Origin of the sequence: Herbaspirillum sp. NPDC101396, assembly GCF_044767365.1 — a bacterium.
GTDB lineage: Bacteria > Pseudomonadota > Gammaproteobacteria > Burkholderiales > Burkholderiaceae_D > Herbaspirillum.
Map to the genome: position 1 here is coordinate 406,648 of NZ_JBIWNT010000002.1, position 25,926 is coordinate 432,573.

Annotated in this window: 30 protein-coding genes; 23 read left to right on the forward strand and 7 right to left on the reverse strand. The window is 61.2% G+C overall.

Translation table 11 applies throughout. The features are described from left to right. Positions 1–120 precede the first annotated feature (120 nt). Positions 121–1,014: an ABC transporter permease gene (locus ACIROY_RS06845; protein ID WP_265211753.1), complete on the forward strand. Its 894-nt coding sequence runs from the start codon at positions 121–123 to the stop codon at positions 1,012–1,014. 1 nt (position 1,015) lies between these two features. Continuing rightward, positions 1,016–1,810 (forward strand): ABC transporter ATP-binding protein, encoded by a 795-nt coding sequence (locus ACIROY_RS06850; protein ID WP_402277108.1) that lies wholly within the window; start codon positions 1,016–1,018, stop codon positions 1,808–1,810. 61 nt (positions 1,811–1,871) lie between these two features. On the opposite strand, the gene trmL is transcribed toward ACIROY_RS06850, so the two are convergent. Beyond that, positions 1,872–2,354 carry a tRNA (uridine(34)/cytosine(34)/5-carboxymethylaminomethyluridine(34)-2'-O)-methyltransferase TrmL gene (gene trmL, locus ACIROY_RS06855; protein WP_402277106.1) on the reverse strand — a complete coding sequence of 161 codons (483 nt, stop codon included), beginning with the start codon at positions 2,352–2,354 and terminating at the stop codon, positions 1,872–1,874. A 25-nt stretch (positions 2,355–2,379) separates the two neighbouring features. Beyond that, on the reverse strand, positions 2,380–3,123 hold the full coding sequence (locus ACIROY_RS06860; RefSeq protein ID WP_402340761.1) for a phosphoribosyltransferase family protein: 744 nt from the start codon (positions 3,121–3,123) through the stop codon (positions 2,380–2,382). Positions 3,124–3,277: 154 nt separating this feature from the next. Here ACIROY_RS06860 and ACIROY_RS06865 point away from each other — a divergent pair, with 154 nt between their 5' ends. The 8 genes from ACIROY_RS06865 to ACIROY_RS06900 all read left to right on the forward strand — a co-directional run bounded on the left by ACIROY_RS06865 (position 3,278) and on the right by ACIROY_RS06900 (position 9,749). Beyond that, positions 3,278–4,213, forward strand: a complete 936-nt coding sequence (locus ACIROY_RS06865) for a methyltransferase domain-containing protein (RefSeq protein ID WP_402277102.1) — start codon at positions 3,278–3,280, stop codon at positions 4,211–4,213. Between the two features lie 241 nt (positions 4,214–4,454). Then, a complete protein-coding gene (locus ACIROY_RS06870; protein ID WP_402340763.1) occupies positions 4,455–4,913 on the forward strand; it encodes a DUF2244 domain-containing protein in 459 nt (152 codons plus the stop codon). A 42-nt stretch (positions 4,914–4,955) separates the two neighbouring features. Next, entirely contained in the window at positions 4,956–6,128 is a 1,173-nt protein-coding gene (gene coxB / locus ACIROY_RS06875; protein ID WP_402277099.1) for a cytochrome c oxidase subunit II, read from the forward strand. 61 nt (positions 6,129–6,189) lie between these two features. Next, positions 6,190–7,809: a cytochrome c oxidase subunit I gene (gene ctaD, locus ACIROY_RS06880; protein ID WP_402277098.1), complete on the forward strand. Its 1,620-nt coding sequence runs from the start codon at positions 6,190–6,192 to the stop codon at positions 7,807–7,809. A 34-nt stretch (positions 7,810–7,843) separates the two neighbouring features. After that, entirely contained in the window at positions 7,844–7,951 is a 108-nt protein-coding gene (locus ACIROY_RS06885; RefSeq protein ID WP_016834733.1) for a cytochrome oxidase small assembly protein, read from the forward strand. Beyond that, entirely contained in the window at positions 7,951–8,520 is a 570-nt protein-coding gene (locus tag ACIROY_RS06890; RefSeq protein WP_402277096.1) for a cytochrome c oxidase assembly protein, read from the forward strand. The genes ACIROY_RS06885 and ACIROY_RS06890 overlap by 1 nt, the downstream gene beginning before the upstream one ends. A gap of 43 nt (positions 8,521–8,563) precedes the next feature. Continuing rightward, complete coding sequence (locus ACIROY_RS06895; protein WP_016834731.1) at positions 8,564–8,791, forward strand: DUF2970 domain-containing protein; 228 nt, start codon at positions 8,564–8,566, stop codon at positions 8,789–8,791. 97 nt (positions 8,792–8,888) lie between these two features. Beyond that, on the forward strand, positions 8,889–9,749 hold the full coding sequence (locus ACIROY_RS06900; protein ID WP_402277095.1) for a cytochrome c oxidase subunit 3: 861 nt from the start codon (positions 8,889–8,891) through the stop codon (positions 9,747–9,749). A 153-nt stretch (positions 9,750–9,902) separates the two neighbouring features. Here ACIROY_RS06900 and ACIROY_RS06905 read toward each other — a convergent pair whose 3' ends face one another. Continuing rightward, positions 9,903–10,103 carry a twin transmembrane helix small protein gene (locus ACIROY_RS06905; protein ID WP_016834729.1) on the reverse strand — a complete coding sequence of 67 codons (201 nt, stop codon included), beginning with the start codon at positions 10,101–10,103 and terminating at the stop codon, positions 9,903–9,905. A gap of 69 nt (positions 10,104–10,172) precedes the next feature. Here ACIROY_RS06905 and ACIROY_RS06910 point away from each other — a divergent pair, with 69 nt between their 5' ends. The 5 genes from ACIROY_RS06910 to ACIROY_RS06930 all read left to right on the forward strand — a co-directional run bounded on the left by ACIROY_RS06910 (position 10,173) and on the right by ACIROY_RS06930 (position 14,107). Beyond that, positions 10,173–10,904 carry an SURF1 family protein gene (locus ACIROY_RS06910; RefSeq protein WP_402277093.1) on the forward strand — a complete coding sequence of 244 codons (732 nt, stop codon included), beginning with the start codon at positions 10,173–10,175 and terminating at the stop codon, positions 10,902–10,904. A 76-nt stretch (positions 10,905–10,980) separates the two neighbouring features. Beyond that, positions 10,981–11,499 (forward strand): SCO family protein, encoded by a 519-nt coding sequence (locus tag ACIROY_RS06915; RefSeq protein ID WP_402277681.1) that lies wholly within the window; start codon positions 10,981–10,983, stop codon positions 11,497–11,499. A gap of 7 nt (positions 11,500–11,506) precedes the next feature. Further along, on the forward strand, positions 11,507–12,613 hold the full coding sequence (locus tag ACIROY_RS06920; RefSeq protein WP_402277092.1) for a heme A synthase: 1,107 nt from the start codon (positions 11,507–11,509) through the stop codon (positions 12,611–12,613). Between the two features lie 4 nt (positions 12,614–12,617). Beyond that, positions 12,618–13,511, forward strand: a complete 894-nt coding sequence (cyoE, locus tag ACIROY_RS06925; protein WP_402277090.1) for a heme o synthase — start codon at positions 12,618–12,620, stop codon at positions 13,509–13,511. Beyond that, complete coding sequence (locus ACIROY_RS06930; protein WP_402277088.1) at positions 13,511–14,107, forward strand: SCO family protein; 597 nt, start codon at positions 13,511–13,513, stop codon at positions 14,105–14,107. Before cyoE ends, ACIROY_RS06930 begins: the two co-directional genes overlap by 1 nt. An 86-nt stretch (positions 14,108–14,193) precedes the next feature. Here the strand turns inward: ACIROY_RS06930 and rpoH are convergent, their stop codons facing one another. The 4 genes from rpoH to ftsY all read right to left on the reverse strand — a co-directional run bounded on the left by rpoH (position 14,194) and on the right by ftsY (position 18,169). After that, entirely contained in the window at positions 14,194–15,084 is an 891-nt protein-coding gene (rpoH, locus tag ACIROY_RS06935) for an RNA polymerase sigma factor RpoH (RefSeq protein WP_402277087.1), read from the reverse strand. Between the two features lie 335 nt (positions 15,085–15,419). Next, positions 15,420–16,343 (reverse strand): permease-like cell division protein FtsX, encoded by a 924-nt coding sequence (ftsX, locus tag ACIROY_RS06940; RefSeq protein WP_402340766.1) that lies wholly within the window; start codon positions 16,341–16,343, stop codon positions 15,420–15,422. Next, positions 16,340–17,032 carry a cell division ATP-binding protein FtsE gene (locus ACIROY_RS06945; RefSeq protein WP_402340769.1) on the reverse strand — a complete coding sequence of 231 codons (693 nt, stop codon included), beginning with the start codon at positions 17,030–17,032 and terminating at the stop codon, positions 16,340–16,342. Before ACIROY_RS06945 ends, ftsX begins: the two co-directional genes overlap by 4 nt. A gap of 57 nt (positions 17,033–17,089) precedes the next feature. Continuing rightward, on the reverse strand, positions 17,090–18,169 hold the full coding sequence (gene ftsY, locus ACIROY_RS06950; protein ID WP_402340772.1) for a signal recognition particle-docking protein FtsY: 1,080 nt from the start codon (positions 18,167–18,169) through the stop codon (positions 17,090–17,092). A 173-nt stretch (positions 18,170–18,342) separates the two neighbouring features. On the opposite strand from ftsY, the gene ACIROY_RS06955 reads away from it, so the two are divergent. The 8 genes from ACIROY_RS06955 to ACIROY_RS06990 all read left to right on the forward strand — a co-directional run bounded on the left by ACIROY_RS06955 (position 18,343) and on the right by ACIROY_RS06990 (position 25,856). After that, positions 18,343–19,752 carry a M16 family metallopeptidase gene (locus ACIROY_RS06955; RefSeq protein ID WP_402340775.1) on the forward strand — a complete coding sequence of 470 codons (1,410 nt, stop codon included), beginning with the start codon at positions 18,343–18,345 and terminating at the stop codon, positions 19,750–19,752. Between the two features lie 79 nt (positions 19,753–19,831). Further along, positions 19,832–20,509, forward strand: coding sequence for an AAA family ATPase (locus ACIROY_RS06960; protein ID WP_402277079.1), 678 nt, complete (start codon positions 19,832–19,834; stop codon positions 20,507–20,509). A 54-nt stretch (positions 20,510–20,563) separates the two neighbouring features. Further along, on the forward strand, positions 20,564–21,880 hold the full coding sequence (locus ACIROY_RS06965) for a M16 family metallopeptidase (RefSeq protein ID WP_402340778.1): 1,317 nt from the start codon (positions 20,564–20,566) through the stop codon (positions 21,878–21,880). Between the two features lie 4 nt (positions 21,881–21,884). After that, a complete protein-coding gene (rsmD, locus tag ACIROY_RS06970; RefSeq protein ID WP_402340781.1) occupies positions 21,885–22,547 on the forward strand; it encodes a 16S rRNA (guanine(966)-N(2))-methyltransferase RsmD in 663 nt (220 codons plus the stop codon). Between the two features lie 50 nt (positions 22,548–22,597). Beyond that, entirely contained in the window at positions 22,598–23,086 is a 489-nt protein-coding gene (gene coaD / locus ACIROY_RS06975; RefSeq protein ID WP_029363547.1) for a pantetheine-phosphate adenylyltransferase, read from the forward strand. Between the two features lie 81 nt (positions 23,087–23,167). Beyond that, positions 23,168–23,425, forward strand: a complete 258-nt coding sequence (locus tag ACIROY_RS06980; RefSeq protein ID WP_402277075.1) for a YfhL family 4Fe-4S dicluster ferredoxin — start codon at positions 23,168–23,170, stop codon at positions 23,423–23,425. A 188-nt stretch (positions 23,426–23,613) separates the two neighbouring features. Then, a complete protein-coding gene (locus tag ACIROY_RS06985) occupies positions 23,614–24,243 on the forward strand; it encodes a cysteine dioxygenase (protein WP_402277073.1) in 630 nt (209 codons plus the stop codon). Next, the gene (locus ACIROY_RS06990) at positions 24,240–25,856 is read left to right on the forward strand and encodes a rhodanese-related sulfurtransferase (protein WP_402340783.1); all 1,617 of its coding nucleotides are present in this window, start codon (positions 24,240–24,242) and stop codon (positions 25,854–25,856) included. The genes ACIROY_RS06985 and ACIROY_RS06990 overlap by 4 nt, the downstream gene beginning before the upstream one ends. The last annotated feature ends 70 nt before the right edge of the window (positions 25,857–25,926 follow it).

Below are 25,926 nucleotides of genomic sequence, written 5' to 3' on the forward strand. Positions count from 1 at the left end.
GCGCAGTAATCTTGAAGCACGGCATGCGGCGTTACCGACGGCGCATGCCGTGATTTTCAGAGGACATTCGGCATCGGCCAGCAGCCGATGCCGAATGTGTTTTTTTAGAAAGACCTTTTTATGTCGCTGTATACGTTGTTGGGCGCACTGGAAATCGGCCTGATTTTCAGCCTGGTCGCCCTCGGGGTGCTGATTTCTTTCCGCATCCTCACCTTCCCTGATCTGACCGTCGACGGCAGTTTTCCGCTCGGCGGCGCCGTTGCGGCCACCATGATCGCCGCCGGCTACAACCCGTTCCTGGCCACCGGCGTGGCCATCCTGGCCGGCGCGCTGGCCGGTTTCACCACCGCGTGGCTGAACGTGCGCCTGAAGATCATGGATCTGCTGGCCAGTATCCTGATGATGATTGCGCTGTATTCCATCAACCTGCGCGTGATGGGCAAGCCGAACGTGCCGCTGATCAACGAACCGACCATTTTCAGCATCCTGCTGCCGGACTGGATGCCCGACTACGTCGAGCGTCCGCTGGTGCTGCTGGTCGTGGTGATTGTCGCCAAGCTGCTGCTGGACTGGTTTTTCTCTTCCGAAATCGGCCTGGCCATGCGCGCCACCGGCGCCAACGCCCGCATGGCGCGCGCCCAGGGCATCGCCACCGGCCGCGCCACGTTGGCCGGCATGGCGCTGGCCAACGCGCTGGTCGCATTGGGCGGTGCGCTGTTTGCGCAGACCCAGGGCGGCGCTGATATCTCCATGGGTATCGGCACCATCGTGATCGGCCTGGCGGCCGTCATCATCGGTGAAAACATCCTGCCGGCGCGACGCCTTGTGCTGACCACGCTGGCCGTGATCCTCGGCGCGATCCTGTACCGCTTCTTCATCGCGCTGGCGTTGAACAGCGATTTCATCGGCCTGCAGGCGCAAGATCTGAACCTGGTCACCGCCGTGCTGGTCATGCTGGCGCTGGTGCTGCCGATGGGCAAGCGCAAGCTGAAACTGCTGCGCAAGGGAGCCTGACATGTTGAAGGCCAAAGAACTCAAGATCACCTTCAATCCGGGCACCCCGATTGAAAACCCAGCCCTGCGCGGCCTCAACCTGGAAATCCCGACCGGCCAGTTCGTTGCCGTGATCGGCTCCAACGGCGCCGGCAAGTCGACCTTCCTCAATGCGATTTCGGGTGACCTGCTGGTGGACTCCGGCAGCATTGAAATCGACGGCGTCGACGTCACGAAGAAACAAGCCTGGGATCGCGCCGGCATGGTGGCGCGCGTGTTCCAGGATCCGATGGCCGGCACCTGCGAAGCGCTGACCATCGAAGAAAACATGGCGCTGGCGATGGCGCGCGGCAAGCGTCGCGGCTTTGGTTTCGCGATCAAGCGCAACATGCGCGAACTCTTCCGCGAGAAGCTGTCGATTCTGAACCTGGGTCTGGAAAAGCGCCTGACCGACCGCATCGGCCTCTTGTCCGGCGGCCAGCGCCAGGCCGTCAGCCTGCTGATGGCGTCGCTGCAACCGTCGCGCATCCTGCTGCTGGATGAGCACACCGCCGCGCTGGATCCGAAGACTGCCGCGTTTGTGCTGCAGCTGACCGCCAAGATCGTTGCCGAAAGCAAGCTGACCACCATGATGGTGACCCACAGCATGCGCCAGGCGCTCGATTACGGCGACCGCACCGTGATGCTGCATCAGGGGCAGGTGGTGCTGGACGTTTCAGGTGAAGAGCGCGCCGGTCTCGACGTGCCTGACTTGCTGAAGATGTTCGAGCGTACGCGCGGCGAAGTCTTGTCCGACGACGCATTGCTGCTCGGCTGAGGTTGGTCTCTGCACAATAAAAAAGGCCGCAATCGCGGCCTTTTTTATTTGGCGTCACATTCTATGCGCCGCCGGCAAAGCCATTCTGCCGCCATGCTTCATAGACCACCACGGCCACCGTGTTGGACAGGTTGAGGCTGCGGTTGTCGGGCCGCATCGGCAGGCGGATGCGTTGCGTGGTCGGGAAGGATTCGCGCAGTTCCGGCGCCAGGCCGCGGGTTTCGGCGCCGAACACGAACACGTCGCCGGGGCGGAATGCCACGCTCGCAAACGGCGTCGAGCCGTGCGTGGTCAGCGCGAACATGCGCCCTTCATCGAACTGCGGATCAGCACGGCGCTTGGCGATGAAGGCATCCCAGTCCGGATGCACCTGCATGCTGGCATAGTCGTGGTAATCCAGCCCGGCGCGCCGCATCTTGGCGTCGTCAAGCGGAAATCCGAGTGGTTCGATCAGATGCAATTGCGCACCGGTATTGGCGCACAGACGGATGATGTTGCCGGTGTTGGGCGGGATTTCCGGCTCGACCAGGACGACGTGGAACAAATGACTCTCCTTGATGATGATGTGACTACTTCGCCACGGTGCGGGCGAACACGATGTTGGTCACGCGTCGCGCACCGAAGCGCTTGAGCGTTTCGGCAATTTCATTGAGCGTTTCGCCGGTGGTGATGACGTCATCGACCACGCCGATGTGCGCGCCGCGCACGTGGTTCATGGCGCTGGTGGGTACCACGAAGGCGCGCCGCATATTGCGTTTGCGCTCGTCGTTGGGCAGCGTCGCCTGCGCCTGGGTATCGCGCAGGCGCACCAGCAATCGCGGCTCCAGGCGGATTTCCAATGCGCGCGCCAGCGGCCTGGCGATCTCCAGCGACTGGTTGAAGCCGCGCTCCTGCAGGCGTGCCGGGCCCAGCGGTACTGCTGCCATCAAGGTCGGCAGCGGCAGGCCGCGTTCGGCGTGATGACCAAGCGCTTCGCGCAGCATGTCGGCCAGCAGCGGCGCCAGTGGCAAGGTCGCGCCGAACTTCAGCGCCAGCACCAGCTGGTCGGCTGGCGCGGCATAATCGCCGGCGACTACGGTGGCGTCGAAGGCGGGCTTGTGCCTGAGGCAGTCGCCGCAGCGGATCTCCCTGGCGGTGGTTGGGATAGGGATCGCGCACTGCACGCAGCGCCGCGGCCGGATCGAAAAATAGCGCGTCCGGCATGACTGGCACAACGCGTCACTGTCGGTCTGTCCGCACAGCACGCAAGATGACGGCAGCAGGCGCCCGAAGGGGAGCAAGCGGCGGGAAATCGTCAGCAGGCGCGAGAGCATGGATGATGGATGCGTAGGTGAGTGGGTGCGCAGGTGCGCGTAGGTACGAGAAGTCGGTCCGGATTTTCGGCCGCGTCGCAGCGGCGGCGCACCCGAAAAGAGGAATTGGACTAAACTAGCGCCGATTATCTCATCTTGTCCGCCCGAATTTTTCATGTCTTTGCCACCGCCTAACGCCAGCGCCAAATTGAGCGCGCCCATCGATTTGCCCCTGGTGCGCCGCCTGTTCTCGGCGCCGGCGCGCGTGGCGGAATCCGATTTCCTGCGCCGCGAGGTGTCGGCGCGCATGCTGGAGCGCCTGCTGCTTGTCAAGATCGACCCGCAACGCGTGCTGGACGCGGGTTGTGGCGAGGGCGCCGACATCGCCGCGCTGCAAAAGCGTTTCACGGACGCCCAGATCGTCGGTCTTGACGGCGCCTTCAACATGGTGGCGCTGGCCCGTGAGCACCAGATCGCCGCACAGTCCGCCGTCAACCGCCTGCTCAACAAATGGCTGCCTGCGGCCAATGCCGGCGGCGGCGCCAGCCTGGCCTGCGCCGATTTTGCGCAGCTGCCGTTTGCGCCCAATGCGCTCGACATGGTCTGGTCCAATCTGGCGCTGCACTGGCATCCGCAGCCGGACCGGGTCTTCGCCGAGTGGCGCCGGGTCTTGCGGGTCGAGGGTTTGCTGATGTTTTCGTGCTTCGGGCCGGATACCTTCAAGGAGCTGCGCACGGCCTTCGAGGCAGTCGACGCCGATCCGCACAGCTTGCCCTTCGTCGACATGCACGATTTCGGCGACATGCTGGTCAATGCCGGCTTTTCGACGCCGGTCATGGACATGGAAGCCATCACAGTTACGTATGACACGCCGCAGCGCCTGCTGGCCGACCTGCGCGCCTGGGGCGGCAATCCGCTGGAAAGCCGGCGGCGCGGCCTGCTCGGTCGCAAGGCCCACGCCCACCTGTTGCAGGCACTGGACCGGCAGCGCGGTGCCGACGGCAAGATACCGCTGAGTTTTGAGGTGATTTACGGCCACGCCTTCCGGCCTGTACCCAAGACCACAGCCGGTGGCGAGGCCATCATCCGCTTCGATTTGCCCAGAAAGTAGCAGGACCGTCGCCCAAGGAGCCGCCGATGAATGCCGCGAAGCCGAACCGCCGAGTTGTCGCAATGCGCGCCAAAGGCGGTTTTCCAGACGCGGAAGTGGTTGTTTCAGGGCCTGAAAAGGCATTGTGTCAAGAGCGAAAAAGCGACTTTATTCCGCTTGATAACATTTATGGTTACCCCTTATACTCCGAGGGTTTTAGCTTGTGCGGACGTGCTCGGCCCAACGGCCTGGAGAATGTCCGATGGTAAAGCGGGAGTGGCTGTTGAAGCGCAACTGTTCGATTGCGCCGCGCCAATTGGGGCAGGTTTTCGCGATCCTATGCGCGGTTTCGCTGGCAGTAGCGTTCGTTTTCACTTTGCGTGGAGCCTGGTACATATTGGTTTTTTCTGTACTTGAGTTGTCCGCAGTCGGTTTTGCTTTTCTGATTTATGCACGTCATGCGACTGATCGCGAATATATCGCGCTGGTCGAAGATTGTTTGCTGGTCGAATTCGTACAGGCAGGAAAAACGAGTCATTACAGGCTCGATCTGCAGCACGTACGCCTTGGTCCGGCAGGGTTTCACTCAGCTGGGAAACTGGTGAGGCTTGAGTCCTCTGGAATACGAGTCGATGTAGGTCGGTACCTGACGGAATGGAAGAGACGCGAATTCGCACTGGAGCTGGAACGCGAGTTATCAGCAAGCAGTAACGTCAGGTAGTCGGCACAATTCTTATAATTATTTTGGGCTTTTGAGGAAATCATGATAATTGCGAAGCGCCTTCACTCTTTGCTACTTGGTGCATCGCTCCTGGCGGCTTCCGTGCCGTCATGGGCATGGGGTGATAAAGTCGTCGACAGCCAGGGTGGTCCGGCCGTGTTGCAGACCAATTTCCAGCCGCCGGTCACGCAGATCGCCGAACAGATCTACGATCTGCATCATCTGATGCTGATCATCTGTCTGGTGATTTTCGTCGCCGTGTTCGGCGTCATGTTTTACTCCATCCTCAAGCACCGCAAGTCCCTCGGCCACAAGTCGGCCAGTTTCCACGAAAGCACCACCGTTGAAATCGCCTGGACCGTGATTCCGTTCCTGATCGTGATCGGCATGGCGCTGCCCGCCACCAAGACCGTGGTCGCGATGAAAGACACCTCCAACGCCGACCTGACCATCAAGGCCACCGGCATGCAATGGAAGTGGGGCTACGACTACCTCAAGGGCGAAGGCGAAGGCATTTCGTTCCTCGCCAACCTGGCCACCCCGCGTGAACAGATCACCGATCCTTCGCTGAAGAAAAACGACAATTACCTGCTCGAAGTCGACAACCCTGTCGTCGTGCCGGTCAACAAGAAAGTTCGCATTATCACCACCGCCAACGACGTGATCCACTCGTGGACCATCCCGGCGTTCGGCGTGAAGCAGGATGCGATCCCCGGTTTCGTGCGCGACACCTGGTTCAAGGCTGAAAAGATCGGCACTTACCGCGGCCAATGCGTTGAGCTGTGCGGCAAGGACCACGCCTTCATGCCTATCGTGGTCAACGTCGTCAGCGACGCCGACTACAAGACCTGGGTCGACGGCAAGAAGAAGGAAATGGCCGCCAAGGCCGACGATCCGACCAAGGTCTGGACCATTGACGAACTCAAGCAACGCGGCGAAAAAGTCTACACCTCCAATTGCGTGGTCTGCCACCAGGCCAACGGCAAGGGCGTGCCGGGTGCATTCCCTGCACTGGACGGAGACCCGGTTGTGAACGGTCCGCGCGCTGCGCAGATCGCGGTCGTGCTGAACGGCAAGAACGCCATGCCGGCATGGAAATCGGTCCTGAACGACACCGAGATCGCCGCCGTGATCACCTATACACGCAACAGCTGGTCCAACAAAGCACAAGAAAACATCGTCCAACCGGCCGAGGTCCTGGCTGCGCGCAAGTAATTGAACTAAGTGAGAACCTGCGCGCCGGGAAGGTGCGCATGTATCGAATTGGGAGACTGAAATGAGCACAACAGTAGTCGATCACGGCCACGATCATTCGCATGACCACGCACACGGCCATGATGATCACGGACATCACGATCATCCGCACGGCTGGCGCCGCTGGATCTTTGCAACCAACCACAAGGACATCGGTACGCTGTACCTGTGGTTCTCGTTCACCATGCTGCTGTCCGGCGGCGTGCTGGCGTTGCTGATCCGCGCCGAACTGTTCCAGCCCGGCCTGCAATTCTTCCGTCCTGAATTCTTCAACCAGCTGACCACGATGCACGGCCTGGTGATGGTGTTCGGCGCGATCATGCCGGCCTTCGTCGGCTTCGCCAACTGGATGATCCCTCTGCAGATCGGCGCCTCTGACATGGCGTTCGCCCGCATGAACAACTTCTCTTTCTGGCTGCTGCCGCCTGCGGCGCTGCTGCTGGCCGGTTCCTTCCTGGTGCCGGGCGGTGCGACTGCCGCCGGCTGGACCCTGTATGCGCCGCTGTCGACGCAAATGGGCCCGGGCATGGACATGGGTATTTTTGCGATGCACATCATGGGCGCGTCGTCGATCATGGGCTCGATCAACATCATCGTCACCATCCTCAACATGCGCGCTCCCGGCATGACGCTGATGAAGATGCCGATGTTCTGCTGGACCTGGCTGATCACCGCCTACCTGCTGATCGCCGTGATGCCGGTGCTGGCAGGCGCGATCACCATGACGCTGACTGACCGCCACTTCGGTACTTCGTTCTTCAATGCTGCCGGCGGCGGCGATCCGGTGATGTATCAACACATCTTCTGGTTCTTCGGCCACCCTGAGGTCTACATCATGATTCTGCCGGCGTTCGGCATCGTGTCGCAGATCATCCCGGCCTTCGCCCGCAAGCAACTGTTCGGCTATGCATCGATGGTCTATGCGACTGCTTCGATCGCGATCCTGTCGTTCATCGTCTGGGCCCACCACATGTTCACCACCGGCATGCCGGTGACTGCACAGCTGTTCTTCATGTACGCCACGATGCTGATCGCCGTGCCGACCGGTGTGAAGATCTTCAATTGGATCGCCACCATGTGGCGCGGTTCGATGACGTTTGAAACACCGATGCTGTTCTCGGTCGGTTTCATCTTCGTGTTCACCATGGGCGGCTTCACCGGCCTGATCCTGGCCGTGACCCCGATCGACATCCAGATGCAGGATACCTATTACGTGGTGGCGCACTTCCACTACGTGCTGGTGGCCGGTTCGCTATTCGCGCTGTTCGCCGGTTTCTACTACTGGGGTCCGAAGTGGACAGGCTTCATGTACAACGAAACCCGCGGCAAGATCCACTTCTGGAACTCGCTGGTCTGGTTCAACGTGACCTTCTTCCCGATGCACTTCCTGGGTCTGGCCGGCATGCCGCGTCGCTACGCCGACTATCCGGCGCAGTTCACCGACTTCAACATGCTCGCGACCATCGGCGCGTTCGGTTTTGGTCTGTCGCAGGTGTACTTCCTGTTCTTCGTGGTGATCCCGTCGATCAAGGGCGGCGTCAAGGCAGCAGACAAGCCATGGGAAGGCGCCGAAGGTCTGGAGTGGACTGTGCCGAGCCCGGCGCCGTTCCACACATTCGAAACGCCACCGACAGTTAAGTAAAAAAGGAGCGGCGGGCTGGTTCCGCCCACTTCGTATGACAGATCGTAAAAAGCCGAATAATCTGCGCACGGGTTTGTTGCTGGCGCTGGTGGCATTTGTGTTCTTTGCCGGCATCTTCATCAATCGCATCTGGTTCCGCTGATGAGTGACGCCGACAAGAACGACGCGTCGCCGGAAAGCAGCCTGAACCGCAAGATGCTCGGCAAGCTGCTGGTAATTGCAGTGCTGATGTTCGGTTTCGGCTATGCGCTGATCCCGGTGTATAAAAAGATTTGCGAAGTGACCGGCGTCAATTTCCTGACGCCCAAGGATGTGACGGTCGAAGCGCCGAGCAACAGCCAGATCGACAAGAGCCGTACCGTGACGATCGAGTTCGACGGCAATTCGCAGGGACCGTGGCGTTTCCGCCCGACCGTGGCCAGCATGAAGGTCCATCCGGGCGAAATGACGCAGGTGGTGTACGAGGTGGTCAATACCCAGGCGCGCAGCGTCGACGCCCAGGCCATCCCGAGTTACGCGCCGCAACAGTCGGCAGCCTTCTTCAAGAAGGTGGAATGTTTCTGTTTCACGCAGCAGACGCTGGGTCCGAACCAGGCCAAGCAAATGCCGGTGGTGTTCTACATCGATCCGGCGCTGCCCAAGGATGTAACGACGATCACGCTGTCTTATACGTTCTTCGAGATCGGCGGGCAGGCCAAGAAGGCCAGCTGAAGAAAGTAAGCGGAGGTCGTCGGCAACAGTAAGGAAGCGGCACATGAGCGACTTGAAGGATGCATCACAGCGCAAGGCGTCATTTGCAGCGACGATGAAGGCGGTGTTCTGGTCGTTCTTCGGTGTGCGCAAGCGCAGCGATTACGAAAGTGACGCAGCCAAGTTGAATCCGCTGCACGTCATCATCGCCGGCGTCATCGGCGCGGCGATTTTTGTGACGGTATTGGTATTGATCGTGAAAATGGTAGTGGGCTCGGCGGTTTCTTCGTGAGGCAGCCGCAGTCCGGCAGCAAGACACAACGGATGTGGCAGTGCAGGTCAGAAGCAGTCATTTATAAAAGATCCGAATTTTGTATTGGGAGATGGAGATGAGTTCTCAACACGCTAAAGCGCCGTACTATTTTGTACCTGGTCCCTCGCAGTGGCCGGTGCTGGCGGGTATTGCAATGCTGGTCACCATGGCCGGCGCATCGGCATGGGTCAACAGTTATGCCTGGGGCATGCCGCTCAACCTGATCGGCATCGTCGCCGTGCTGGTGGTGCTGTACAAATGGTTCGGCCAGGCCATCGGCGAGTCCGAATCCGGTCAGTACAGCGCGCGCATCGATGCCTCGTTCCGTTGGAGCATGGGCTGGTTCATCTTCTCCGAAGTGATGTTCTTCGCGGCGTTCTTCGGTGCGTTGTTCTATGCCCGCAGCATCACCATGCCGTGGCTGGCTGATCTGGATCACAAGGTGATCTGGCCCGACTTCGCTGCGCACTGGGGCAACATCGGCCCGGCCCGCACGATCGAATCGTTCCAGACCATGGGCCCGTTCCCGATCCCGACCATCAACACTGCATTGCTGCTGACATCGGGCGTGACGCTGACGATTTCGCACCATGCGCTGCGCGCCGGCCATCGTGCGCAAACCGCGATCTGGCTGTTCGCCACCGTGCTGCTGGGCGCGATCTTCATGGGCTTCCAGGCTTACGAATACATGCACGCCTACAGCGAGCTGAACCTCAAGCTCACCTCCGGCATCTACGGTTCGACCTTCTTCATGCTGACCGGCTTCCACGGCTTCCACGTAACCATGGGCGCGATCATGCTGTCGGTGGTGCTGTACCGCGTGCTGCGCGGCCACTTCACGCCGGAACACCACTTCGCCTTCGAAGGCGCCGCCTGGTACTGGCACTTTGTGGACGTGGTCTGGCTGGGTCTGTACGTCGTGGTCTACTGGCTGTAACGACTAGCCGCTCCGGCAACAAAAAGCCGCACTTCGGTGCGGCTTTTTTACGGGCGAAACATTCCTCGAAAAATCAGGAAAGCGTGCGCTGCATCGTGTAAGCTGTGGCGGCTCGCGCAGCAGTGGAGGTAGTGGCAGCCGCGGCGACAGAGGTCAGCGAATGCCGGTCGGTTGTATCCAGCCCAGGCGATAAGCGATCAGCAGCAGGATGAACAGCAGCACCGAAAATCCCACGCGCATCGTCAGCGCATACACCGTGCGATTGCTCTTGCCCTTGTCGCGCATCATGAACAGCAGGGCCGATGCAAGGCTGCCGATGATGAGCACGAAAGCGATGGCGACGATGATTTTCATGGCGGGTGCAGGTGGGTGAAAAGGAAGGCGCCGCAGCGTGCGGGGCGGCTTGAATAAAGTGACATTGTAATGCCAATCAGATTCCGTATTCGATGGATTCCGCTGCTGGCCACCGTGATCGTGGCGGCCATCGGCATATCGCTGGGCCAGTGGCAGACGCGGCGCGGTGACGAGAAGCAAGCGATTGAGGCGAAGATGGCGGCGCGCCAGTCGGCTCCGGCCATGGCGCTGGAAAACGCCGCCGGGATCGACATTGCCGAGGCTGAATTCCGCCACGTCAAACTGCGCGGCCGCTTCGTGCCCACGTGGGTGACTTATCTGGAAAATCGCCCCTACAATGGCGTGCCCGGATTCTATGTGCTGATGCCGTTTAAAATAACCGGCTCCGCAGAGTCGGCAATCCTGATCGAACGCGGCTGGGCGCCGCGTGACGCAAACGACCGCACGCGCGTGCCGGTGGTGCCGACGCCGGCGGATGAAATTGAAATTAAAGGCGTGATCCGCAGCGACGCCGGCCATTTGCTGCAGCTCGGCGCGGCCGAGGTGCCGCGTCCCGGCGCGATCATGCAGAACCTCGACATCGCCGCCTACGCACGCGCCAGTCAATTGCCGCTGGCGCCGTTCGTGGTGGAACAGTCGGGAGAAATCAAGGATGGCCTGGTGCGCGACTGGCCGGCGCCGTCGCTGGGAATAGACCGTCATCGCGGCTACGCCGTGCAATGGTATGCGCTGGCCTTGATGGCCGTGATTTTTTTCGTTGTCACAGGATTCCGAAGTGGAAAAAAACAAAGAGCAGGGTAAGAATCAATCGCCAAGTCAACAACGCAAGATCGGCCGCTGGAAGCTGCTGCTGGTGGTGGCGGTGTGCGCCGCACCGATGATCGCGTCGTATTTGACTTACTACGTGATCAAGCCGGAGGGCCGCACCAACTACGGCACGCTGCTCGACCCGCGCGACTACCCGATTCCGCCGCTGGGCAGCACGGAACTCGACGGCAAGCCGGCAAAGCTTGAGGACTACAAGGGCAAGTGGGTCCTGCTGCAAGTGGCCGGCGGCGATTGCGATCAGTCTTGCAAGACGCGCCTGTTCGCCATGCGCCAGCTGCGCCTGATGCAGGGTAAGGAAATGGAACGCATCGAACGGGTCTGGCTGATCACCGATGCCAAGCCGCTCGACACTGTGCTTATGCGCGAATACGACGGCACCGACATGCTGCGCGTCGATCCGAAACTGCTCAAGGCGTGGCTGCCGACCGACGCCGGCACCAGCGTGGAAGACCACCTCTACATGATCGATCCGCGCGGCAACCTGATGATGCGCTTTCCCAAGGACGCCGACCCCAACAAGGTCAAGAAGGACATCAGCAAACTGCTGCGCGCATCGAGCATAGGATAAGGTCGCCATGCTGATTCAACTTGCCATCATGGGCCTGCTGGTCGCGCTGATTCCGCTGACGCTGACCTGGGTGTCCAACGACGCCGACAAATACCGCAAGCTGGTCTGGATCACGCTGTTCCTGACCTTCGACCTGATCATGTTCGGCGCCTTCACGCGTCTGACCGATTCCGGCCTGGGCTGCCCGGACTGGCCGGGTTGCTACGGCCACTCCAATCCGCTGCTGGCGCATGAACACATCAGCGCCGCGCAGGAGGCGATGCCGACCGGACCGGTGACGGTCGCCAAGGCCTGGATCGAAATGATCCATCGCTACCTGGCGATGGCGGTCGGCGTGCTGATCATTACGCTGATGGTGATTGCGTGGCGGCGCTGGATCAAGTCGGGGCGCACCGAGCTCAAGTTCCGGCCTTGGTTTCCGACGCTGCTGTTCCTGTTTGTCTGCCTGCAGGGCGCGTTCGGCGCCTGGACCGTGACGCTGAAGCTGCAACCCGTGATCGTCACGATACACCTGCTGCTCGGCCTGACACTGCTGGCCATGCTGACCTGGCTGGGGGCGCGCCAGAATGCGCACGCGCCGGTGTCGTCGCCCGGCCGCGCACTGGCGGTGCCGGCGCTGCTCGGCCTGCTGCTGCTGATCGTGCAAGTTGCGCTGGGAGGCTGGGTCAGCACCAACTATGCGGCGCTGGCGTGCAACGATTTTCCCCTGTGCCATGGCGCGCTGATTCCGCAGATGGATTTCGACAACGGCTTCACGTTGTGGCGCCATCTGGGCAAGACCGCCGATGGCGAATACCTGCCGTTCCCGGCGCTGACGGCGATCCATTGGGTGCACCGCACCTTCGCCTTCGTGGTGATCGCCTTCATCGCCTGGTTGGCGCACAAAGCGCTCAAGGACGGCGGCCTGCGCAAGACCGGGCGCGGGCTGCTGATCGTAATCGCGCTGCAACTGGTCACCGGCCTGGCGACGATTTACCTGAACTGGCCGCTGGCCATTGCCGTCGTGCACAACGGCGGTGCGGCGCTGCTGCTGCTTTTGCTGGTCATGTTAAACTACAAGACCAGACACGCCCCTGCCGTCGAGGCCGCACGCGCCGTTCCCGCACCGTTTTGAAGACATGACCACATTGACCGCACAACCCAATCGCATCGCCCAGTACTGGGCCTTGACCAAGCCGCGTGTGACGCAGCTTGCGGTATTCTGCGCCGTCATCGGCATGTTCCTGGCGACGCCGGAATTGCCTGACTGGCGCAAGGTCGTGTTCGCCACCGTCGGCATCTGGCTGCTGGCCGGCGCCGCTTTCGCCATCAACTGCCTGGTCGAACGCGAAATCGATTCGCGCATGGCGCGCACCGCACGCCGTCCGATGGCGCGCGGCGAAATCACCGTGCCGCAGACGCTGATGTTTTCCGGCGTAATCGGCGGCATGGGCATGTGGGTGCTGTACGCACTGGTCAATCCGCTGACCATGTGGCTGACGCTGGCGACCTTCGTCGGCTACGCCATTATCTACACCATCATCCTTAAACCATCCACGCCGCAGAACATCGTCATCGGCGGCCTGTCGGGCGCCATGCCGCCGGCGCTGGGCTGGGCTGCGATCGCCAACGACGTGCCGATGCAAGCCTGGATCCTGGTGCTGATCATCTTCATCTGGACGCCGCCGCACTTCTGGGCGCTGGCGATGTACCGCCGCGACGACTACGCCAAATCCGGCCTGCCGATGCTGCCGATCACGCACGGCATGAAGCTGACGCAATTCCATATCCTGCTCTACACGATTGCGCTGATCGCCACCACCATGCTGCCGTTCGCGGTCGGCATGAGCGGGCTGATCTATCTGGGTACGGCGATTGTGCTGGGATTGATTTTCTTCCATTACGCCTGGCAGATCTATCGCCACTACACCGATTTGATTGCACGCAAGGCCTTCACGTTTTCGATCATTTACCTGTCGATTCTGTTCGCCGCGCTGCTGGTCGACCATTACCTGCTGTTCAGGACTTTCTGATGAAACGTTTGCTGTCTTTCCTGCCGGCCGTGCTGCTGGCCCTCGGCGTACTGTCGCTGGCCGCCTGCCAGCAGAACCCCGCCGAGAAATTTGTCAACACCGACGTCACCGGGCTGGAATACGCCAAGGACTTCGCATTGACCGACCACAACGGCAAGCCGCGCACGCTGGCCGATTTCAAGGGCAAGGCGGTGGTGATGTTCTTCGGCTATACGCAATGCCCGGACGTCTGCCCGACTACCATGGCCGAAATGGCGAATGTGATGAAAGAACTCGGCCCGCAAGCCGACAAGGTGCAGGTGTTGTTCGTGACCGTCGATCCGGCGCGCGATACGCCGCAGATCCTGTCGCAATATGTGCCGGCCTTCGACAAGCGCTTCCTCGGTCTTTACGGCGACGAAGCCGCGACCGCCAAAGTGGCGAAGGAATTCAAGGTGTTCTACCAGAAGGTGCCGGGCAAGACTGCGGGCAGCTATACGATGGACCACACCGCCGGCAGTTACGTGTTCGATCCGCAGGGGCATATTCGTCTGTTTGTGCGGCACGGCCAGGGCGCCGAGCCCATCGTGCATGACCTGAAATTGCTGCTGTCCTGAACGGACTCTGCGGACAAAAGAAAAGGCGCTCAAATTGAGCGCCTTTTTCATTGCTGCCGGGTTTGCTTGTTGGGTTTGCCTGATTCTCAGGCAAAAGCCTGCAGCGAACCCTTCATCTTCTTCAACGCCACCGCTTCGATCTGGCGGATACGCTCGGCGGACACGCCGAATTCGTCAGCCAGTTCGTGCAATGTCGCGCCGCTGCCGTCGTCATTGGCCAGCCAACGAGCTTCCACGATACGGCGCGAACGGTCGTCGAGCTTGCTCAGCGCAGCTTCCAGGCCTTCCGACTGCAGGCGGTCGTATTGCTTTGCTTCCATCACGCGAGTCGGCTCATTGTTGTCCGAAGACAGATAGGCGATTGGTGCAAACTTGTCGTCTTCATCGTCAGTCGGCGCTTCCAGCGCAACATCGCGGCCGGACAAGCGGGTTTCCATCTCGATGACTTCTTCGCGCTTGACGTCCAGCGTCTTGGCCAAGGCGTCGACTTGCGCCGGCGTCATGGCGTCCAGGCCGGTCTTGTGGCTGCGCAGGTTGAAGAACAGCTTGCGCTGCGCCTTGGTCGTCGCAACCTTGACCAGACGCCAGTTCTTCAGGATGTACTCGTGCATCTCGGCTTTGATCCAATGCATCGCGTACGACACGAGACGCACATTTTGATCGGGGTCGAAGCGCTTGACCGCCTTCATCAGGCCGATATTGCCTTCCTGGATCAGGTCGGCATGCGGTAGGCCGTAGCCCAGATAACCGCGGGCGATCGACACCACCAGACGCAAATGGGACAGCACCATCTTTTGAGCGGCGCCGAGGTCATTCTGGTCGCGCAAGGCGCGGGCCAGTGAAATTTCTTCAGCTTGCGTCAGCATCGGCAGACGATTGACGGCCGAAATATAGGCGTCAATGTTGCCCAGGCTGCCGGAGAAGCCGAGCGCAAGCGCATTGGTCTCGACGGGCATGAGTGCAGTAGCTGATTTCATTGATTCTCCTTGGTTCCTGTGAGGAAGCGATGCGTAAATGTGGCAGTTGCCAAATGTGGCAGTTACCTTAAAGCCGCACTATTTCTATCAACTATTCTAGCACTCCTCAAATGAGAGTGCTAATAACGAATCTGGAAGGAAGAAATAGGTATTTTCTATGACTGCTTTTTAGGCAATTGGCTTTTTCATCGCAAGAATTAGAGGGGATCTGGGGGCCAAAGTTGCTTGTTTCAAGCATAAACCTGTAACAAATTTTGCAGAGCAACATTGAAAAATGGCAACAATTCCGCCCAAGGAGTTGCTGCCATTTCAAGAAGAGATTGAAGGGAGAGGGCTCAGGCCAGCCGCGACAAATGCCGTTTGACCGACAACATCGCGCCGATCAGGCCGAGCAGGGCGCTGACGCCGAGCAGGAAGCCGATGGCCGCAATACTCGGCGGCGCCAGGCGGAATTCGGAGGCGTACAGGCGGGCGAAGTCGGTGATCGCCAGGTTCAGCGGCTGCAACGCCAGCACCACCAGGCCCAGCGCCAATCCGCCGGCGCACACGCCGAGCAGGGCGCCGGTGTAATAGAACGGCCGGTGGATGAAGGCGTTGGTGGCGCCCAGCAGGCGCGAGACCTCGATTTCCTCGTACTGCGTCATGACCTGCAGGCGGATGGTGTTGAACACTACCGCCACCACCACCGCGCCCAGCGTGATGCCGAGGAACAGCAGCACCAGCCGCAAGATGCGCAGCAGTGCCGCCAGCCGTTTGACCCAGGCTGAATCGATCTGCACCGTGTCGACGCCCGGCATGGCCTTGAGTTTTTGCGCGATGTCGTCGACGCGGGTGGCGTCCATGGCGTCCTGGAAGCCAGACATCTTCAGCACATAGCTGTCAGGCAGGGGATTGGCGCCCAGCGTTGCCAGCACGTCGTTGAGGCCGGTCTTGCTCTTGAGCGAGTCGAAGGCCTTCTCGCGCGGCGTGAAATCGACACGCGCGGCGCTGCCGCTGTCGGCCAGCACGGCGCGGATGTTGCCGGCCAGCGCGGTGGCCTTGTCGCGCGAGAGGTCCATTTTCAGGAAGATGCTGATCTCGGGCTCGACCGCGAGCTGTTCCGAGACCGGGCGCACGTTTTCAAGCACGGTCAGGCCGGCGAACGGCAGCGCCAGCGCGATCGACACTACCAGTACGTTGAGGACGAAGTTGCCGGGCGAGCGCAGCAGGTGATGGAAGGCGTCGGCGAAGGCGAAGAAATGTTGGCGCAGCCAGTTCATTGCGAAATCTCCACCGGGTTGCTGACGCCGTTGTGCCAGCCGTCGACGATGCGGCCGCGGTCAAGATAGATGATGCGGTCCGCGCCGGTCAGGTATTGCTCGTCATGGGTCGAGATCAGGCAGGTCACGCCGACGCCGTGAAAAGACTTCAGTGCAGCCAGCACCTTGTTAGCGTTGTCGCGGTCGAGATTGGCGGTCGGTTCGTCGGCCAGGATGATCTGCGGACGGTTGACGATGGCGCGCGCAATCGCCACGCGCTGCTGTTCGCCGCCGGACAGTTCCTGCGGGCCGGAAGTCGCCTTGTCGAGCAGATCGACCTTGTCCAGCGCGGCGCGGGCGCGTTTTTCAGCATCCGAACGCGGTGCGCCGGTGACGATCAGCGGCAGCATCACATTGGCCAGGATGCTGCGATCCTGCAGCAGGCGTTGTTGCTGAAAAATCAGGCCGAGGTTGCGGCGCAGGTAAGGCATGCCGGAAGGCTTGATGGTGTTGATGCTCTGGCCGTTGACAGTGAGCGTGCCGGCGCTTGGGCGCTCCATCGCGGCGATCATCTTGAGCAGGGTCGACTTGCCGGCGCCGGACGGACCGGCCAGGAACAGCAGCTCGCCCTTCTGGACCGAGAGCGTGATGTCGCGCAGCGCAAAGACGTCGCGCGAATATTGTTTGGAGACCTTGGCGAATTCGATCATCGTCGGTGATGGATTTGTTTTTCTCGGGCGCGGTTCAAATTGGTTTTCAGCTTATTTTCAGCTTAGCAAGGCATCCACGAATTCTTCGGCGTCGAAGGCTTGCAGGTCGTCGATCGACTCGCCCACGCCGATGAAATACAGCGGTATCGGACGGGTCTTGGCGATCGCCGCCAGGATGCCACCCTTGGCAGTGCCGTCCAGCTTGGTCACGACCAGGCCGGTCAGGCCCAGCGCGTCGTCGAAGGCCTTGACCTGCGCCAGCGCATTTTGGCCGGTATTGCCGTCGATGACCAGCAGTACTTCATGCGGCGCGGTGTCCATGGCCTTGCCGATGACGCGCTTGATCTTTTTGAGCTCGTCCATCAGGTGCAACTGAGTCGGCAGGCGGCCTGCTGTGTCGACCATGACGACGTTGGTGCTGCGCGCCGTGGCCGAATGCACGGCATCGTAGGCCACCGCCGCCGGATCGCCCGATTCCTGCGAAATCACGGTGATGTTGTTGCGCTCGCCCCAGATCGTCAGTTGCTCGCGGGCGGCGGCGCGGAAGGTGTCGCCGGCGGCCAGCAGCACCGATTGGTCATGCGCCTGCAAATGCTTGGCCAGCTTGCCGATGGTGGTGGTCTTGCCGGCGCCGTTGACGCCCGCGATCATCATCACCAGCGGCTGATGGCGGCCCAGCACCAGCGGCTTCTGCAGCGGGCGGAGCATCTCGATGAGCAGTGCGCGCAAGGCCTGGCGTACCTGGTCGGCTTCGGTCAGCTTTTCGTCCCGGACTTTTTTCTTGAGCGCATCGAGCAGGAACTGGGTCGCGTTGACACCGGCGTCGGACACCAGCAGGGCCGATTCCAGTTCTTCATACAGCTCGTCGCCGATTTTGGCGCCGACGAACAGGGTGGTCAGGTTGCTGGAGGTCTTGGAGAGACCGCTTTTCAGGCGCGCCAGCCAGGAACGTTTGGCCTCGACCGACGGCGGCGCAGCTTCGACGATCTCTTCGGCTGCCGGAGCAATTGCAGAAGAAATTGCGGGAGTAGCCGCAGGGATTGCAGAGGCCGCAGCCGTGACGGGCGCGGCCTGAGGAGCTGCTTCTTTGGCAACGGCGGGTTCAGGCTGGGGTTTTTTCTTGAAGAAACTAAACATCGGATGCTGGGCTGGCTCTGTCGAAAGTGGCTGCGGTGTCTGATGGAGGGCGTTTCCGGCCGTTTCCAGGCGGGAAATCGCAATGAACAAGGTACAATTGGCCAGCCTCATGCCCGGATACTGCCGTCCGGGCGGTCCTTGGCCAGCCCCCGCATTCTATCAGAGCACAGCGCATGAAATTGAAGATCAGAGCAATCCTGTCGACCGGTTTGGTGTTTGCGTCCCTGGCGGTCCAGGCCCAGTCTTCCGGTCCCGCGACGGCTCAGGCGTCCACGCAGGCAGCTGCGCAGGCAACTGAATTCACGCTTAAAAACGGCATGAAAATCATCGTCAAGGAAGATCACCGCGCGCCCACGGCCGTCCAGATGGTCTGGTACAAGGTCGGTGCTATCGACGAGATCAACGGCACCACCGGCATCGCCCACGCGCTGGAACACATGATGTTCAAGGGCACAAGGAAGCACAAGGTCGGCGAGTTCAGCCGCCTGGTCGCCGAACTCGGCGGCCGCGAAAACGCCTTCACCAACCGCGACTACACCGCCTACTTTCAACAGGTCGGGCACGACAGCCTGGAAGCGGTGATGGCGCTGGAAGCCGACCGCATGCGCAACCTGCAGTTCGACCAGAACGAATTCGCCAAAGAAATCCGCGTCGTCATGGAAGAGCGCCGCTGGCGCACCGACGACCAGCCGCAAGGCCTGATGAACGAAGCGCTGCACGCCGCCGCCTTCGTGGCCCATCCCTATCATCATCCGGTGGTCGGCTGGATGGACGACCTGCAGCACATGACTATCCGCGACATCGAGGACTGGTATCGCCGCTGGTATGCGCCCAATAACGCAACGCTGGTGGTTAGCGGCGACGTCAGCGCGCAGAAGGTGGCGGCGCTGGCGGAAAAATACTTCGGCCCGATTCCGTCCAAGACCATCGTGCGCGGCAAGCCGCAGAACGAACCCGAACAACACGGCCTGCGCCGCGTAACCGTCAAGGCGCCGGCGGAAAATCCCTACGTCATCCTGGCGTTCAAGGTGCCCACGCTGCGTGAAGTCGAAAAAGACCAGGACGTCTATGCCCTCGACGTACTGTCGGCGGTGCTCGACGGCTACGACAACGCGCGCCTGAACGACAAGCTGGTGCGCACCGATAAGGTCGCCAACAGCGTCGGCGCCAGCTACGACGACATCACGCGCGGCCCGACCCTGTTCACGCTGGAAGGAAGCCCCGCCTCCGGCACCAGCACTGCGCAACTGGAAACCCTGCTGCGCGCCGAAGTCGAGCGCATCGCCCGCGACGGCGTCTCGGAACAGGAATTGCAGCGCGTGAAAACGCAGCTGATCGCCTCGCAGGTCTACAAGCGCGACTCCATTTTTGGCCAGGCCATGGAAATCGGCGTGATGGAAATGTCCGGCCTGTCGCACAAGAACATCGACCGCATCGTAGAGCGGCTCAAGTCGGTCACGCCACAGCAGGTGCAGGCGGTGGCGCAGAAGTATTTCAGCGACGACAAGCTGACTGTGGCGACGCTGGAACCCTTGCCGCTGTCCGGCAAGAAGGCCGGTCCGCCGCCGGGACCGCTGCGCTGAGCTCAGTTTGGCTGACTGCAAGACACGAACACCCTGATTTGCCGATTGATCTTCAGTTGTACTCTCACGGAGGAATAGCATGCCAGTGATCGTCGTTGCGAACCCCAAAGGCGGCGTAGGTAAAAGCACTCTCTCGACCAACCTCGCCGGCTACTTCGCCAGCCGCGGCCACGGCGTGCTGCTGGGCGACACCGATCGCCAGCAGTCGGCGCGCGCGTGGCTCAACATCCGGCCGCCGGCGGCGGCGCCGATCGCCACCTGGGAGATCAGCGAAGACTACATCGCCAAGCCGCCCAAAGGCACCACGCACGTGGTGCTGGACACACCCGCCGGTTTGCACGGCTGGCGCCTGAACGACGTCCTCAAAATGGCGGACAAGGTGATTGTGCCTTTGCAGCCGTCGATTTTCGACATTCTGGCGACGCAGGATTTTCTGCGCCGGCTGGCCGAAGAAAAAGCCGTGCGCCAGGGCGACATCGACGTCGGCATCGTCGGCATGCGCGTCGATGCGCGCACGCGCTCGGCCGACCAGCTGCATCGCTTCATCGAAGGTCTCAACCTGCCGGTGCTGAGCTATCTGCGCGACACCCAGAATTACGTGCAACTGGCGGCGCACGGCCTGACCCTGTGGGACATCGCGCCCTCGCGCGTGCAGCGCGATATCGAGCAATGGCAGCCGGTCATTGACTGGGTGGATGGCAAGACTGCCGCCGCTCCTGCTGCAGTCGTGGCCGATCCGGCCGGGCAGGGTGGATGAGAATGAATACAGATAGCTTCTGTTTTGCTTTGATTTGATTGGTCCGGTATCAAGATGAAAAAATATTTGTTGTTGTGTGCCCTTGTCCTCGGCGGTTTTGCAGTGCAGGCGCAGGCGGCACTGCAGATCCAGTCGTGGTCGCTGCCCAACGGGGCGCGCGTGCTGTTCGTGGAAAACCACGCGATTCCTATGCTCGATCTGAGCGTGGAATTCGACGCCGGCGCGCGCCGCGATCCCGACGGTAAATCCGGACTGGCCTCGCTGACCAACGCCCAGCTCACACGCGGCGTAGCAGCGTCAGGTGACGGGCCTGCGCTGACTGAGGCGCAGATTCTCGACGGCCTCGCCGACGTGGCTGCCCAGCGCGGCGGCGGCGCCAGCATGGATCGTGCCGGCGTGACCTTGCGCATGCTGTCGAGCGCCGCCGAGCGCGATGCTGCGATCGGCTTGCTGGCGCGCACGCTGGCGCAGCCGAGCTTCCCTGAGGCGCTGTTCGCCCGCGACAAGGCGCGCACCATCGCTGACGTGCGCGAGTCGCAGACCAAGGCCGAAGACATCGCCGCCAAGGCATTCTGGGCTGCACTATATGGCACTCATCCCTATGCGCGTCAGGAAAGCGAAGACAGTGTCGTCGCCATCACGCGCGAAGACCTGGTCGCTTTCCATCGCACGCACTATGTCGGCAACCGCGCCGTTGTCGCCATGATCGGCGACGTCACACGCGCACAGGCCGACCAGATCGCGCAACGGCTGACGCAGCAATTGCCGCAAGGCGCGCCATTGCCGGCCTTGCCTTCCATCGGGCTCACTGCGCCGAAGGACCAGCGCATCAGCCATCCCGCTTCGCAATCGCATATCCTGATCGGCATGCCGGCGCTGGTGCGCGGCGATCCGGATTTCTTCGCGCTGACGGTCGGCAACTACATTCTCGGCGGTGGCGGTTTCGTCTCGCGCCTGACCAATGAAGTCCGTGAAAAGCGTGCGTTGACGTACAGCGTCTACAGCTACTTCTCGCCGATGGCGCAGAAGGGACCGTTCCAGATCGGCTTGCAGACCAAGCAGGAACAAACCGCCGAAGCGCTCGAGGTGGTACGTCGCACGCTGGCCGATTACCTGCGCGACGGCCCGACTGCGGGCGAGCTCAAGGCGGCCAAGGACAATCTGGTCGGCGGCTTCGCGCTACGCATCGACAACAACCGCAAGATCCTCGACAACCTCGCGGTGATCGGCTATTACGGCCTGCCGTTGGATTATCTGGACACCTGGACCGCCAATATCGGCAAAGTCACCGTGGCGCAAATCCGCGCCGCTTTCAAACGTAAAATCGCCCTCGATCAACTCAGTACGGTCGTGGTCGGCGAGGCAAAATAAAAACATGAGCAAGACAGCAAGAAAACATGGCGTGGCCGCAGGTGGTCATCACAGCAATCGCGCTTCGCATCAGGTGCGCATCATCGGCGGACAGTGGAAGCGCACGCCGCTGCCGGTGCTCGAGGCCGAAGGTCTGCGCCCGACCCCGGACCGCGTGCGCGAGACGGTGTTCAACTGGATCACGCACCTGATCGACGCCGACTGGCAAGGCGTGCGTTGCCTCGACCTGTTCGCCGGCACCGGCGCGCTCGGTTTCGAAGCCGCCAGCCGTGGCGCACAGCGCGTGGTCATGGTGGAGAATCACGGCCCGGCTGTCCGCCAGCTCGACGCCAGCAAGGAAAAATTGAAAGCCGCGCAGGTCGAAGTGAGGCGCGGCGATGCGCTGGCGCTGTTGCAGGGCTACAAGGCGCCAAGCCTGACGCCGACAAACTCAAGCGCGGGATTCAACCTCATCTTCGCCGATCCGCCGTATCATCAGGACTGGCTCGCGAAGATCATGCCCATATGCGAGCAAGTGCTGACCGATGGCGGCCTGGTGTACGTCGAATCGGAGCATGCGCTGGAACGCGAAGAGTTGCCCGCCTGGATGGCGCCCTGGGAGGTTGTCAGGGCCGACAAGGCGGGCATGGTGTTTTATCATTTATTGCGGCGCAAAAACATCGGCTAATTCAGGCATAATGCGCGTTCTGATTGCTTAGCTGGTGAGGAGAGACCCTGATGGTGACAGCTGTTTATCCGGGAACATTCGATCCGTTGACACGAGGCCATGAAGATCTGGTCAGACGCGCATCGGGATTGTTTGACAAGTTGGTCGTAGGCGTAGCGGACAGCAAAAACAAGAAGCCGTTTTTCTCTCTCGAGGAGCGCCTGTCGATAGCAAATGAAATACTCGGGCACTACCCGAATGTCCAGGTGGAAAGTTTTTCCGGTCTGCTCAAGGATTTCGTGCGGCAAAACAACGCGCGCGTGATCGTGCGCGGCCTGCGCGCGGTATCGGATTTCGAATATGAATTCCAGATGGCCGGCATGAATCGTTATCTGCTGCCCGACGTGGAAACCTTGTTTCTGACGCCGTCGGACCAATATCAATTCATATCGGGCACCATCGTGCGCGAAATCGCCCTGCTGGGCGGCGACGTATCGAAGTTCGTATTTCCCTCGGTCGAAAAATGGCTGAAGGAAAAGATGGCCAAGATGGATTTGTAATGTCCGCATTGCCTGCCGGAACGAAACCGGCCGGCAATCCGGCAGTCCAAGTAATGAGCTGCATGTAAAGGAAGCGTTTGTATGGCACTGATGATCACCGATGATTGCATTAACTGCGACGTCTGCGAGCCCGAGTGCCCGAACGAGGCGATTTACATGGGCCCGCAGATCTATGAAATCGACCACAACAAGTGCACCGAATGCGTCGGCCATTTCGATGAGCCGCAATGCCAGCAAGTCTGCCCGGTCGCCTGCATCCCGTTCGACCCGGCCTGGCGCGAATCCAAAGAGCAGCTGATGCTCAAGTACGAGACGCTGCAGGCCGCGGCCAAGACCTGATCGTTCTTCCCGTACTTCCTCTCTTCTTCTTTATTCTTTCCGCCTCATAAGAAAAACCTGCTTGCATATAGGCAGTTGGTATTTCTGCTGTGCGCCGCTCGCGCGGTATCATCGTCGCTCGCCATTTTTTTCGCAGTTTCATGCGCGCGCCGATGGATCTCACCGGCCGCCTCGCCGGGAAAACAGCCATGCCCAATCATCAGCGCCTGCGTCAGTTCATCACTTCCTTCTCCGATTTGCTCGGGCGTGAAAGCGCCGAAGCGGCCATCCTGCGCGACGGCGCCGAGCTCCTGCGCGATCTGGTCGCAGTCGACGACTGGTTGCCGGAAGCCTATGCCCAACCGGATCCGGAACGCTATCGCCAATACCTGCTGCACGTCGATTCGGCGCAGCGCTTTTCGGTGGTCAGTTTCGTCTGGGGACCCGGCCAGCAAACGCCGGTGCACGACCATACCGTGTGGGGCCTGATCGGCATGCTGCGCGGCTCGGAATATTCGCAGTCCTATCGTTGGCAGGGCGGCAACGACAACGGTAACGGCAAGGGCGCGCTCGCGCCGCACGGAGAACCGATACAATTGACGCCCGGCATGGTGGAGCCGATTTCGCCCAACCTCGAAGGCCTCGACGATATCCACCGCGTGCACAACGCGCATGCGGACCAGGTGTCGATCAGCGTGCACGTCTACGGCGCTAACATCGGCGCGGTAAACCGTTCGGTGTATCAGCCGGACGGTACGCGCAAGGCGTTCATCTCGGGCTATTCGAACGACACGCTGCCCAACATCTGGGATTTATCCAAGGAGAGCAAGACGACATGAGCAGCATCCGCATCGGCATACGAAGCTTTCAACAAGTCCGCGACGACCTTCTGGCGCGCCGCGAAATCGCGCTGCTCGACGTGCGTGAAGAAGCGCCGCACGCCGAAGCGCATCCGCTGTTCGCCGCCAACCTGTCGTTCTCGCACCTGGAATTGCTGGCCTATGCGCGCATTCCGCGCCGTGATACCACCATCGTCGTGCTCGACGACGGCGAAGGCGTGGCGCAGAAGGCTGCCGAGCGCTTCGTCGCGCTCGGCTACAGCAATGTCAGCGTGCTCGACGGCGGCGTGACGGGATGGAAGGCCGCCGGCGGCGAGCTGTTCCAGGACGTCAACGTGCCTAGCAAATCCTTCGGCGAGCTGGTCGAAAGCAAGCGCCACACGCCGTCATTGTCGGCGCCCGAGGTCAAGGCGCTGCTCGACGCGAAGGAAAACGTGGTGGTGCTCGATGCGCGCCGTTTCGACGAATACCAGAACATGAACATCCCGACCTCGATCAGCGTGCCAGGCGCCGAGCTGGTCTTGCGCGTGCGCGAACTGGCGCCGGATCCGAACACGCGCGTGATCGTCAACTGCGCCGGCCGCACGCGCAGCATCATCGGTACGCAATCGCTGGTCAACGCCGGCATTCCCAACCAGGTCCACGCGCTGCGCAATGGCACCATCGGCTGGACGCTGGCCGGGCAGCAACTCGAACACGGCAACAGCCGGCAATTCCCGGTTGAGCTGACGGCGGCAACGCGCGCGCAGGCGGCGGCCGATGCCCGCGCCGTGGCTGACCGCGCCGGCGTCAAACGGCTGGAAGTACAGGGTTTGCAGGCGCTGCGCACCGACACCGCGCGCACCACCTATCGCTTCGATGTACGCACACCGCAGGAATATGAAGCCGGCCATCTGCCCGGCTTCCTCAGTGCGCCCGGCGGACAGCTGGTGCAGGAGACCGAGTCCAACGCCACCGTGCGCGGCGCCCGTATCGTGCTGATCGACGATGACGGCGTGCGCGCCAACATGACGGCTTCATGGCTGGCGCAGATGGCGTGGGAAGTCTACGTGCTCGACGGCGCAACCGCGCAGCAATTCAGCGAACAAGGTCTTGCACCGCGGGAATTGCCGCCGGCGCCGTCCTCTGAAAAAATTACGCCGCAGACATTGGCCGGCTGGCTGGAGCAAGACAAAGCCCAAGGCAACGCGGGCAAGGGTACCGTCGTGCTGGATTTCTCCACTAGCGCGAACTACGTCAAGCAGCACGTTCCCGGCGCCTGGTTTGCCTTGCGCTCGCAACTGGCGCAAGCCTTGCAGAATGTGCCGGCAGCCGAGCGTTACGTGGTCACTTGCGGCAGCAGCCTGCTGGCGGCATTCGTCATCGGCGATCTGGCCGCACTCACCGATAAGCCGGTGTTCCTGCTGGAAGGCGGCAACAACGGCTGGAAAGCCGCCGGCCTGCCGATCGAGACCGGCGCGACCTCGCTGGCTTCGCCGCGCATCGACCGCTATCGTCGTCCTTACGAAGGGACCGACAATCCCGCCTCCGCCATGCAGGCCTATCTCGATTGGGAGTTCGGGCTGGTCGAGCAGCTTGGCCGCGACGGCACTCATGGGTTCCAGGTCATATGAGGTATTGCTGAACGACAGGCAAAGAAAACGCGCGACCCGATTACAATGACGGTCGCGTTTTCTTTTGAAA